At 37.8% G+C, this 12,978-nt stretch carries 11 protein-coding genes; 5 read left to right on the forward strand and 6 right to left on the reverse strand.

All coding sequences use genetic code 11. The annotated features are described in order from the left end of the window. Positions 1-62: 62 nt before the first annotated feature. From BTO08_RS15795 to BTO08_RS15805, 3 genes are all read right to left on the reverse strand, one after another. Entirely contained in the window at positions 63-1,358 is a 1,296-nt protein-coding gene (locus tag BTO08_RS15795; protein ID WP_105061639.1) for a hypothetical protein, read from the reverse strand. Positions 1,359-1,378: 20 nt separating this feature from the next. Beyond that, complete coding sequence (locus tag BTO08_RS15800) at positions 1,379-2,623, reverse strand: magnesium transporter (RefSeq protein ID WP_105061640.1); 1,245 nt, start codon at positions 2,621-2,623, stop codon at positions 1,379-1,381. 623 nt (positions 2,624-3,246) lie between these two features. Continuing rightward, the gene (locus tag BTO08_RS15805; RefSeq protein ID WP_105061641.1) at positions 3,247-5,373 is read right to left on the reverse strand and encodes a TonB-dependent receptor; all 2,127 of its coding nucleotides are present in this window, start codon (positions 5,371-5,373) and stop codon (positions 3,247-3,249) included. A gap of 476 nt (positions 5,374-5,849) precedes the next feature. Here BTO08_RS15805 and BTO08_RS15810 point away from each other — a divergent pair, with 476 nt between their 5' ends. Next, complete coding sequence (locus BTO08_RS15810; RefSeq protein ID WP_105061642.1) at positions 5,850-6,686, forward strand: GIN domain-containing protein; 837 nt, start codon at positions 5,850-5,852, stop codon at positions 6,684-6,686. A 206-nt stretch (positions 6,687-6,892) separates the two neighbouring features. Here BTO08_RS15810 and BTO08_RS15815 read toward each other — a convergent pair whose 3' ends face one another. Next, entirely contained in the window at positions 6,893-8,098 is a 1,206-nt protein-coding gene (locus BTO08_RS15815) for an acetate/propionate family kinase (protein WP_105061643.1), read from the reverse strand. Positions 8,099-8,527: 429 nt separating this feature from the next. Next, positions 8,528-9,190, reverse strand: coding sequence for a CatB-related O-acetyltransferase (locus BTO08_RS15820; RefSeq protein ID WP_045150533.1), 663 nt, complete (start codon positions 9,188-9,190; stop codon positions 8,528-8,530). 76 nt (positions 9,191-9,266) lie between these two features. Here BTO08_RS15820 and BTO08_RS15825 point away from each other — a divergent pair, with 76 nt between their 5' ends. From BTO08_RS15825 to BTO08_RS15840, 4 genes are all read left to right on the forward strand, one after another. Then, positions 9,267-9,722: a hypothetical protein gene (locus BTO08_RS15825; protein ID WP_105061644.1), complete on the forward strand. Its 456-nt coding sequence runs from the start codon at positions 9,267-9,269 to the stop codon at positions 9,720-9,722. Positions 9,723-10,254: 532 nt separating this feature from the next. Then, positions 10,255-10,626 carry a DUF333 domain-containing protein gene (locus tag BTO08_RS15830; protein ID WP_236689209.1) on the forward strand — a complete coding sequence of 124 codons (372 nt, stop codon included), beginning with the start codon at positions 10,255-10,257 and terminating at the stop codon, positions 10,624-10,626. A gap of 241 nt (positions 10,627-10,867) precedes the next feature. Continuing rightward, a complete protein-coding gene (locus BTO08_RS15835; protein ID WP_105061645.1) occupies positions 10,868-11,131 on the forward strand; it encodes a putative hemolysin in 264 nt (87 codons plus the stop codon). A 31-nt stretch (positions 11,132-11,162) separates the two neighbouring features. Beyond that, entirely contained in the window at positions 11,163-11,528 is a 366-nt protein-coding gene (locus BTO08_RS15840; protein WP_105061646.1) for a putative hemolysin, read from the forward strand. An 85-nt stretch (positions 11,529-11,613) separates the two neighbouring features. Here the strand turns inward: BTO08_RS15840 and BTO08_RS15845 are convergent, their stop codons facing one another. Next, positions 11,614-12,879 carry a tetratricopeptide repeat protein gene (locus BTO08_RS15845; protein ID WP_105061647.1) on the reverse strand — a complete coding sequence of 422 codons (1,266 nt, stop codon included), beginning with the start codon at positions 12,877-12,879 and terminating at the stop codon, positions 11,614-11,616. Positions 12,880-12,978: the final 99 nt, after the last annotated feature.

Genomic DNA, 12,978 nt, shown 5'->3' on the forward strand with positions numbered 1-12,978 from the left:
CCCGTTATCATCAAATTATAAAAACTGTTAAGTAAATAAGGTTGGTACTAGCAACAATAACCTTAGCTATTTTGTGCAACTTCCACCCACCGAGGATTTACCTCATTAGTACATCGGAATGATTTTGTGATAGTACTTCTATCTGATTGCTTTATTACAATTTTAATCAGTAAGTCTCTATTATCATGTATTACTGAACGCTTACTTTCTCCTTCTTGGTTCAGCACTCTAAAATGATTCGCTTTACGGTATTTTTCCAAGCAACTGAGAGATAGGTGAGTCTCGGTATACATGGAAACTGCCGTTTTGCTCGCTTTCTTTTTAAAGACAATACTATCTGTTCGTTGCAGGCACAATTTAGATGGCTCAAAAGGTCTCATACCTTCAATATGATATGACTTTATGAGCGTTTTACGTTTTCCTACTGCTCGGCGATGTTTTGTTCGAATCAGTTTATATCTTTGATAAAAGTTTAACTTTTTAAGTTGCTTGTTGATCTTCGTTTTAAGCAATTCCTTAGCAACATCACGGCCGCCATAAAGCAAGCAAATCAGTATAAGAATACTTAATGTTAAATGATCACTTAACTTCATCAAGTGATCCTTGAACGTCAATACGACTGACATCGCAAGCATACTACTTAACGCTATAGTCAATAAATGGTTTAACGAAGCGTTACGATAAGAGTGCAAATATTCATGCTGACAAATAGACCAATTAGCAGCAAACTCCTCGATCTCGTCGTGATAACCTGAACCATGATATGCCTTCTTTCTTTGTTCAATCGGACGCCAACCAGAAATACGATTACGTTCAATTAACAATCGATCAAGACACGGTAAAACAAACTGTAATGGTGATTCAGCACCACTCTCTCTCAATCTTTCGTAGAGTTTTAAGATCTCTTGACATGCGATGACCAATAAGCGCTTTTGCAATAAACGAGCAGGTGCACAACGCTCAAAAAGCAGTGCAAATTGGTGATTGATATGTTCAACCTGCCAACATAATGAGGCAGCATTTGGATAATGTTGCTCACAAGACACCGATAAACATGTTGCTCGGACTGCCCTATGAAAGATATTTAGCCATTCTAATAATTGATTTTCTATCTCAGGGCACCATTGGCCCATCTCCATTGCAATCGCTTTTAATTCAACTTCGACTTCAAGCAAACCGCCGGCACTGTAATAGATATGTATCGTGCGGTACAGATCTTTTTTAATACCCTCTTCAAAATCATTGCTTGAAAAACGCTGACCATCCATATAAATATTAATATCAACAGTCCCAGACGCTCCACTCTCTAACATCTGAGAAACCACCAGCGCATTATTTTTTTTCCATTCAATATTCATGATTACCCCCTATTCTTTTTTCAAGATAAACCGAGTAATCGAGTGGTACAGAAGAAATAAATCAGTAATCCACTGATATCAACAATGGTCGTGATAGCTGGGCTGGCTACAACAGCTGGATCGAGATCAAAACGCTTACTGATCAACGGCAGCATCGCACCAATAACAGTCGATGATAAAATTTGAAAAAAAAGTGCTAAGCCAATGGCACTGCCTAACATTGTCAACGTTATTCCCGCAGGTAGCTCAATCCCTTGAGACAGAAAGAGGACTTTACCTAACGTTAGCACAGCCAACACACCGCCGATTACAATGGCAATACGGGTCTCTTTCCACAAAACATACAGCCAATCTCGAAGTTTAATATTTCCCAACGCAAGAGAGCGCACCATTACGGAGGCTGACTGTGTTCCTGAGTTACCACCAGAATCAGCAATCATTGGCATGTAAAGCGCCAGTACAGTAATCGCTTCAATGGTATCTTCGTAGCTATGTATGACCATGCCAGATAACAGGCCTAATACGGCAAGACCCACAACCCATACAATACGTTTACTTACATGCTCCATCACAGAGAGGCTCATATAATCACTGGAGTGACTATCTTGTTGTATTCCCATTAATCGCTCCAGATCTTCGGTTTGCTCATCGGTAATAATATCAATGGCTGATTTTGCCGATAGCAAACCAACTGGAACTCCCATCCCATTAAGGATGGGAAGCACATCAAAACGACTCTTTTTCAGTAGCGCAACAGCATGCTCTTGCGAAGCACTGAAATGACAGCAAATCGCACTCTGGACGATATCCAACAACGTACTGTGAGGGTGTGCCGTTATGAGTTCATCTAATTTAACTAAACCGACAAAGCGACCATGATTATCTGTAATAGCTATACAGCCAAACTCAACAGATTGACGACGCAAGGCTTGCCGTGTTTTCTCTACAGTTAACTGTTGTGGAAATACAATCATGGCCGCTGAATTAGTGGCATGAATAACGGGATGCTTTGCTTTCACAAACCATTCAATATCTTGCTTATACTCAAAACCATTAAGAGAAATAAGCATATTAAGTGACTTAGCTGATATTTGCTTAATAAAACACAGTGTTTGCTGAATATACTCCGCACTAAATAATGCGTTTAAATTAGCAATATTTTTTTCTTCAACCCAGCGTAAAAAAAGAGATATATCAACGGGTGTTGTGCTATTCGCTATATTTATAGATTGTTGATAAGCGAAATTATTTATTGTATTGGTCATGTTAATGCACCTTTCAATTAAACATAACAATCTCTTGCTTCTAAAAAGCAATAGATAAATACGAAATATTCAGGTGATTACTAACGAGGTAACATACTATTTTTGTTGATAAAAATAGAACATTAAAAAAGGCGAGAAAGGATAAAGAGGAGGAAAAAAATAATAAAGTCTAATCCAAGTTACTTCAAAAATATCCTCGCAATTGTGTTAGTAATCCACCTCCGACTGTCGTTGTCCATGATGTTCTCCTTTGTTTAAATACTGGGGGCATAGTAGATAGCTTACTCTTTCGAGTCAACAGCAAGGGTATATAAATTCACTTATCAGATGTTTCAAGGTATTTCACCATTATTTATATAAAGAAAAGAGTACAATAATAATTTAATGTTCAGCCCTTATATTTTTCTGTATTTAAGATACACACTCAACAAAAGAAAAAATAAGCTCGCAGAGGTTAATTCTGCGTTTATTTTCCATTAAGTAAACAAACCCTGAATAACCTCTCATTTAATATATATTTAAAAATGAGCTAACTGGTAAATGTTCCAATTAGCTCATAAGTTAGATGGTTATTGAGAAAAAAGTTCTATCACGTTCTCTTTTCTAATACTCATCATCGATATTTAAAAATCGAGTTCGTAATTTAAACTAAATGTTCTGCCTCGACCGGAGAAGTAATAAGCGTCACTTGCTCGTATTTGGCTGAAGTAATTCACATATTGTTTATTAAAGATATTTTCAACACCGAGAGAGACACGCCCCTGCTTACCTAAATCGTACCTTGCCGATAAATCGGTAAGACCATAGCCATCAAAGTGTTGAGCTTGACCTACTGCATTGTCTTCTTTGGTCGCGTCAAACAGGTAATTATATTGCAGACGACCAGATAACTTGTCATTCACGCGTTGATCAACAGCCAATAAAATACGGTCAGGTGTTAAATTTTTCAGATCCATATCTGAATCTAAATGTCCGTCTTCATTAGTATCAACACGGCCTTCAACATGGGAATACATTAACTGTAACGCGGTATCATCAAAGAGTTGATAGTGAGAAGATAACTCATAACCAAAGATCTGTGTTTTTTGACGATCAACATCATAGTTATCACCACGTAGAACGAGGTTTGCACCGTTCTTAGCGATTGATAAGTATGTACTCGCACTTAATTTTAATTTTTCTCCAGTATAGTTTGCACCTATCTCATAGTTATCCGTGACAACAGGTTTAGCTGATGCAAGATCGTTAAAATCAATAGGTTTGTTAACTGCCGGATCATCCCCCCAGTTACCACGAAGCACTCGTCCATAATCAGGTAAACCAAACCCTTGGTTAAAAGCTGCAAATAGATTGACTTGATCCGTCAACGAATAAATTGCACCAAGGTTAAATACTGTTTCACTGTAATCATTCGTACCGCCGATTACATCATTGTAACCATATCCCCAAAGTGTTTTGGCATCTGAAGATTTAACACGCATGGTTTCATAACGTGCCCCCATTGATAGACGTAAATCTTCAGTGGCAAGAAAGTCTGCTTGTATAAACGGCGCAAGACTTTGGTATTCCATATTAGGAGTTACATTCAGATCTGTATGTACTAACTTCTGAACGGTTTTATCCTGTAGCCCGTCTAAGCCAAACACCCATGAATCGTCTAAATCTAATAAGTCATAGCGCTCATAAGAAAGTTTAAACCCTGATTTATCAGAAGAGATAATACCCTGATCGTTTTGAACCGTACTTGTCGCCCCCCAATTAGCATCACCAAATACAGCATCATAGTTTTGATAGAAGACTTGAGCGGTTAAAATTCCGTTCGCAAAATCATTGTGCTCATACTTCAGGTTATATAGTGCGACTTCATTCGTCACAGAATCCCCTACTGGATGCCCTTTTTCCACTGTGCCAGGGATGCCTTGATCAAAATCTCCCTTAATTGCAACATAATTATCATTACTGCCAATGTCATAGCGATTAACCGTCATTTCAATACGCTGATCTAAGTCGTCACCAAAGTTATACCCACCTTTAAAGTAAATATCGCTCGCAGTGCTATCTTGCGTTTCACCTTGGATAGAGTTCATGCCAACGGGGTTATTATTACCGTCATAATATAGCCCTTGTCGATCCCAAGAACCTGACAAGTAGAAGTCATAGATATTATCGAACTGGCTTAGCGCGTAATAAACTTTACCACCGGTACCGTCATCATGAAGGTTGGTTGTTACACGCGTGCCGATAGTTTGTTTCCAATGGTCGCCGGGCTTCGCGGACTTAGTTACATAATTAATGATCCCGCCAGTTGCCCCCATACCTTGGGCAGCACTGGCACCGGCAATCACTTCGATCTTCTCCACCATTGATGGATCAATGGTGTAGCCATAGCGGTTACCGTTTCGTAAAGGGTTATTTTGAGGAACACCATCAACTAATATCAACGCATTTCGACCTCGTAAGCTTTCGCCTTGATTCGACATTTTTTGACGACTTGGTGTCATACTTGGCACCATAGTCGCGATAATCGAAGTCAAATCATCAGAGACTGCTTTTTGTTGCTCAATCTCTTTAGCCGTAATCACGGTTACTGCACCCGGGATTTTTTCTGCTTGCTGTTTTATTCTTGAAGCCGTTACAACCATGGTATCGAGTTGTTCAACATCTTGTTCATTTGACGTGTCTGCAAATGCATAGGAAGAAGCATTAAACGTTAATGCTAAAGTGATAGCCGAGAGTGTTTTTGTACTCATTGGAGATACAACCTTAAAAGTTATCCAAAAATCATAGCGGCGCGAATGATAATGCAAATAATTATCACTTAATAGACTATTGTTGCGGTTGAATTTTGAACAACGAAGGAAAGGTAAATCATTAAGAAAAGTAAGATTTATAGGCTTTAACTATTGTTTTTCAATAAAAAATCACATTATTTTTTTGTTTCATGTAAGTGATAATTTGTTAAAAACAATTAAATGGAAACTTAGTTTTTAAAAGTAAAAACTAAAAATATCTTATTTAAACATACAAAATTAAACCTTTTTCAGTAATAACATCACGCCAAGTTATTTGTTAGATAAACAATAATGTATATATTTTTTAGTTACGATATTTTAAATTTCACGGCAATAGTGAACAAAACAGCACTTTATATTCTTCGAATATTACTTTGTGTCTAAAGCACATAGTCATTTTTCATGCAGTAATTAACTTATTTAAAGGACTTCAAATGAGAAAAAGTTCACTTCTCATAGCAGCGTTGCTTGCTATTAGTACCTCCACTTTTTCAAAAGCCATGGCTGAAACCGTAACAATGCATAAAGATATTCAAGGAATATCTAAGATCTCTTTAAATTCAGCGGGTAAACTTTTCATTCAGCAAGGAAATAAGAACTCTCTTAAAATAGAAATTGATAAAGAGCTCATTCCTGAACTAAATGTATCCAAAACGTGGAACATGCTCAATTTAGGCCTGAAACATAGCTATAACTATCACCCTAACTCAGTGAAATATTATGTTGTTATGAAAGATATCAGCCAAGTCAGTACAAAAAACTCAGGGCAAGTTATTATTTCTTCAAACATCAAGGGTAAAGATCTTGATTTAAATGTCGAAAATAGCGGTAGTATTTCGACTAAACAGATTAATGTCAGTCATTCAACCAAAATTGCACTTGCTAATAGTGGCAGTATCTCCGTTGGTAACTTAAATACAAATGACCTCGATCTTAGTCTTAAAAATAGTGGTTCAATTGCTATCAGTAACCTTCATGCAAAAAATCTTGATTCATCACTTACCAATAGTGGTTCCGTCAATATTTATGGAGGTAAAGTAAACTTACAAACTATTAAGCTTGCCAACTCAGGAACATATAAATCACAGCTCCAAGCAAGTCGTGCAGATATTCATATTTCAGGCTCTGGCAGTGTTTATGCAGACGTTAAAGATCAAGCTTCGGTAAATATTTCAGGAAGTGGTGATCTCTACGTTAAAGGGAAGCCTGCGTTTAAATCAGTATCAATAACAGGCTCAGGGCAAATACACTCAATGCAAACTTTCCACTAGAATAAACACCACTAGCATGTAATTTGATAGCAACTGTGAATGTAAATTGCTCCTAAAAAATGTATAAAATTTCAGGTAAGAACCATAACGAAAAAACGGCTCGATGCAAAAGCAAAGAGCCGTCTTTCCGTTCCATATACTTTGGGGTTCCAAACCAAAGTATCACCCGAGCCGTTCCACTCGGAAATCTAGTACGTCATTGTCACTTATGCGTGCAATAGCGCCATTGATTCTTTTGCAATTACCCACTCTTCATTGGTTGGGATAACCATTGCTAGCGGCGTATTTGGCTTAGTGATAATACCTTGTGCGCCAAAACGTGCAGCGGCATTACCTTCAACATCTTCTTGGTAACCAAAGATCTTCATTAAACGTAGGATTTCACTACGGATTGGCATTGCGTTTTCGCCGATACCACCAGTGAAAATGATGCCGTCTAGTTCATCAAGTGCAACCATGTATGATGCAATGTATTTTGCTACGCGGTAAGTAAATAGCTCAAACGCTAGCTTAGCACCATGATAATGAGGATGGTTTTCATCTTCCATTGCTTCAATGATGCCGCGACAGTCGCTTGTAAAGCCAGAAACACCTAGGAAACCAGAATTAGTAACCAATTCTTTCTCTAGACGCTCTTTGGTCCAGCCTTTCTTTAATAGGTACTCAAGTACACTTGGGTCGATATCACCACAACGTGTACCCATCATTAAGCCAGCAAGCGGCGTGAAGCCCATTGATGTATCAATACTTTCACCGTTTTTAACCACACATACTGATGCGCCGTTACCTAGGTGAACAGAAATAAAGCTTGATGCGTCAACTGGCTTATTAACCACTTTCGCCGCTTCACGCGTTACGAAGTAGTGGCTTGTGCCGTGGAAGCCGTAACGACGGATGTTGTACTCTTTGCTAACTTCTTGAGAAATTGCGTATGTATATGCTTTTTCAGGCATTGTCTGGTGGAATGCAGTATCAAAAATTGCATACTGAGACAGTGTTGGGAATGCCTTACTTGCTGCACGCATACCAATAACGTGTGCAGGGTTATGTAGTGGTGCTAGATCGCTTAAAGACTCAATATCAGCGATAACTTTTTCATCAATCTTAACAGTATGATCAAATAAGTTACCACCTTGAACAACACGGTGACCCACAGCGACGATATCTTCTTTTAGACCAAGTTCGTCCACTAAATCTACAATACGATCAATCGCTTGTTGATGATGGTGTTCTAAACCATCAAGCTTGTATTCGTGCTTTTCACCATTTACTTTCCAGCTAACTACTGCTTCAGGGAGGCCGAAGCACTCACCAAGGCCGCTTAACGTAGCTTCACCGTTGACAGTATCAATTAAAGCAAATTTAAGTGAAGAACTACCAGAATTGATTACAAGAACTAAAGAATTGCTCATGGTTATCTCATCATTATTTTTAAGGGCAAATTTCGGATATCACTATCCACTTTGAAGCTAGCTCACTGAAAATGTCGAAAAAGGTATCTCTCAACAAGCTTGCTCAACCATCTTACTCAATTTATTTTGAATGTCTCAACTTTTGTTTTAAAAAAAACTCAAAAATTGAATTTTCACTGGTTCAGATCAATTTTTTAACTAAAAATCGATTTTCACAGCATAAAAATTCATCCAAATTTCAAATTTAGTTGATCATTTACCGTAGAGTTAACCATAAAATACGAATTTTCAGCATTGAATAATTGTAAATCAATGTAATATTTTCAACTTAGGCTAGAATCAATAACAAAAAGGCATACAGGAAGGGAGCATTTCAAAATTGCGAATGCTTTTATAAAATAACTAAAAATAAGTTTAAAACTTACAATATTATTTTATATAATCTAAATAATATTGATAAAGCTCATCTACTTGGGTACTACACATTAACGGCATTGCTGCTTTTAATGCAGATTTTGGCCAATTCCACCACTGCATCTCTAGCAATAAAGCGATCTGTTGCTCTGTAAATCGTTTTTTAACACATCGCGATGGGTTACCCACCACAACAGAATAGGGTTCAACATCTTTTGTTACAACGGCACGAGTACCAATCACGGCACCATCAGCTATTTTTACTCCAGGTAAAATAACGCACTCAGCCCCAAACCAAACATCGTTCCCAACAACCGTATCGCCCGCTCGTTGGATCCCTGTTTTGACGCCATCTCCAAATTCTTGGAAATCAAATGGGAACGTCGAGATCCAATCATGTCGGTGCCCTTGATTACCCGACAACATGAACACGACTCCTGTGGCAATTGAGCAATAACGGCCAATAATTAATTGATCGACATCACCAAACAGACCTGACTGCCAAACTTCAATAGTGGATTTATCACCAAGTAGATAGTGAACACATTGATCTTCAAAATGGTGCTGATGGTAATAGCCAGAATAATAACTGTAATCTCCAACTTTAATATTAGGATTAGTGATATAGCGGTTAATTTCATACCCTCCTAACCAAGAGGGAAAAATAGAGGATTCCATATCAAACCTTCTTTGTGTTTATTGGTGTAAAAAGCGTATTATTAATGGTGTATTAACCTTTTTGGATATAACCACAATGATTGCTCAACTCTATAACGCTTATTTAGGTGAACTTTATGGCATTGTTTTTTTCAAGACCTTTGCTGAAAAGTATAGTGACGATAGCCATAACAACAAATGGCAAACATTAATAAAGGTTGAAGAACTAACAGCTAAATGTTTAAAAGAAGGACTTGAAGCGTTAGGACACCCTTGCCCCGATTACGATCAAGATATGGAAGATAAAGGTCTTGCAGATGCTAACAAATGGCTAGCATTACCTTGGCAAGAGTTAGTCGATACCATGGTGCCATGGGTTGCTCCCTATCAGCAGCGCTACCAACAACAGGCTGATGAAGCCTCAGAACATCGCTATTTATTTACGTTAGTCGCTGATCATGAAAATGCGATTTATGATTATTTGCTGGCAGAGCAACGAGGGGATAACAACGCCCTTGATATATTGACAACATTTATTAATAAATACGCCTAATTATTTTATTAGAGCAAGATTTACCTTCCCCCTTGCTCTAATAACCTACTGATAAAAAACAAATTCCTTTTAAGTCACATACCTTTTTCACAGCCAGATAACCATACCCTTTCATTTACCTGACATTTGAACGATGTTTTTAATTAACAATATACAAAACACATTCAGTTGCTGAATACTCGCTATTAAACGAGGCTATTGTTTAACAAGGCTTAGATTTTGAAAAGAAAGTACTCTTACTTTCTCTACTTACTGCAACAGCATTTGTTGGCTGTAAATCATTACCTATTCGCTCCAATGCAAACATAGCAACCCCTGCAGCAACGTATTGTGTTGAGAATGACGGTCAATGGTTACTTATTGAAAACATGGACGGTAGCAAAACTGGATTCCGTCGCTTCATGACGGAAGCTAATGTGACGCATGGACATTCCAACGTGGTAACTGTAAAACAAGAGTTGATACTCCATCGTTTACGGTTCAACACAATAATTGATTGTCCAATCGCTCTATTATTAATATCGGAAGGTTAATGATGAAAAAATTACTACTTGTTGTTGGTTTACTGCTTTCAGGCTCTGTTTTTGCGTTTGGTAATCCAGCATCAGATTTCTGTGTTCAACATGGTGGTCATGTTGATATTCGTACTCCAATGGGTGGCGACGGTGAAAAAGGTTACTGTGTCTTTAACGACGGTAGCTCATGTGAAGAATACGCATTTATGAAAGGCCAATGTAAGCCTTCAGGTAAAACACATAAACAAAAATTAGTCGACCACTGTGTTAAAAAAGGTGGATTTGCTACAGGTGATGTATGTAAGTTCGCAAAATGGAATACAACATGTGATCTAGAAGATTTCTATAATCACAAGTGTAACCGTAAAAAAGGTAATCGCGTTTACTAAGTGATTAATCTCTTCCCCCTGATTGATCACTTTTTAAAAATACCGCTTAACAAGTGTTAAGCGGTATTTTTATATTCAAACTGTTCCCCTCTTATTTTCCATTCCTTATAACCTTACTAATAGTCATGTTTTGTCATTTCGCTGACATTCGAACAGTGTTTCAAATGCACAATACGCCCGAACCATTCACCATGTGAATAGATATACAAAACGATGCCATCGTTAAAATAAGGATTAGATTATGAAAAAGACAGTATTGCTACTTTCTCTTATTGCTTCAGCCTCATTGGTTGGTTGTAAAACACTACCGACTCAACCAACTGCAAACATGGCAAATCCTGCAGCAACATACTGTGTTGAACATGGTGGCAATTATCAAATCACAACGAATAAAGATGGTAGCCAAGCTGGCGTCTGTCATTTCAAGAACGGTAGCCAATGTGATGGATGGGAATATCTACGTGGTGAATGTAAACCTGCTGCTGACAAACCAATTTTGTACTAATTTCAGTCATTATTAAAAAGAGAAAATTAACATGAAAAAGTTTTTATTACTGATTGGATTATTAATTTCAGCGACCGCTTGTGCTGGCGGCCCACATGGTAATCCAGCTTCTATCTATTGCGAACACCATGGTGGTCAATCAGTTATTGTTGATGGCCAAGGTTACTGCCGTCTACCTAGCGGTCAAATGTGTGACGAGTGGGCATACAAAGAAGGCAACTGTTCACAGCACAAACAGAACAAGAAGCAAAAATGGGTGAACTACTGTGTAAAACACAAAGGTACCGCTATTGGTAACAAGTGTCATTTTAATAAACAAGGTACACAATGTAGCTTAAAATCCTTTTACAATGGCACCTGTAAAAAGCACCACCATAAACACCCGAAAGTATATTAAGATTTTTGATTCGTAATATTAAATAAAGACAGCTCAATCAAAACTCTTTCTAGTTAAAAATATATAAGAGTTGGGCTGTTTTCGTTTACTTCTTTATTTTATCGCTAGCTATCGATGTTGTTTGAAGCATCATATCTGACGATGATGATCCCCATGATGTCGTCCAATCATCCAGTTTCATTGCAGGCTTTTCCTCTGCGTTATCCGTTTCTATAGTGTTAGGCTCTGTCATCGATATTGCTATATCTTCCTTTATTGATGTTTCATGATTATCACTCATGTCATCTTGAGTCTCGCCCAGTAATTCAATATCAGCAAGGGTTGGACGATACCCTTTTCGACCATAGCAATCGTCTAATAACGTAATGATCGAATGAGGAATAACAGGTTGATTCTTTAATACTTTATAAACTTCCTTCGCAATATTTTGAACATTTAGGATAGATTCAATACCAATGAGAGGAGCCGCCTCATCTCTTGCCACTCTTGCTTTTTTATAACCGCCAGCATATGCCATTGAAAACCAAATATAAGCAATCGCGGCATTATTTGCACATGCGCCTAAATGCATTTTACCTATAAAATATTGTGCTTCGGGATGATTATGTTCCGCAGCTCGCTCTAACCAGTATTTGACACGCTCCACATCCCTCTCAACACCTAAGCCGGCTTTATAGCAAAATGCCGTTTTCATTAAACCATCAAGATCATTGTGTTTTGCTGCTTGTATCCGCCAATAAAAGGCTTGTTCTGGTAAGTAATGATCGGTTTCTTCAACGACATACCAATCGGAAAGAAACAGTAAAGCAGGAAGAAAGCCTTCAGTTGCTGCTTGTTGAATATAATCAATACCCAAAGTTGAATCAGCTTCGACTCCTTTGCCTTGGATCAGTAACAAGCCAAAATGAAACAATGATTCAGGTGATTTTTGCTTTGCATCAATAAACGCTTGCCAGTAATTAGCTTTTAGCATTGCTTGTTGATCCAAGGGATCTCGACGATATAGACGAGCCAAGGCATATTGCGCCATTTCATTATCTTGCGCCGCCGCTTTTTCGTACCATTCAATTGCCGCAATAGGATTTGTCACTTCACATTCTTTTGCTAAAGATAACTGACTCGGTATATGCCCAGTACTAGCTTTATAAATTTTTTCTTCTCGTTCGGCCTGTTTGGCCTTTTCTAATACTTGTTTATATTTAATGTCTTTCAATATTTGCTGCTGTTTTTCTTGCTGCTGCATATTTCTGGTAGCAAAGTAACGTGAAATCAACCAGCATAAAACGATAATAGGGATAATAAACAGCCAAGTAACATCAAACATAATCACTAACTCAAGTCGCGGACGCATAGGAGTGATTATCGGCTAACACACAATAAACTAAAGTAACTGTCTATAACCATTAGACCTTGATCATTGTTCCAGTATTTTCATTGCCAATATTGCGAT

Source organism: Photobacterium angustum, assembly GCF_002954615.1.
GTDB classification, from domain to species: Bacteria; Pseudomonadota; Gammaproteobacteria; order Enterobacterales; family Vibrionaceae; genus Photobacterium; species Photobacterium angustum_A.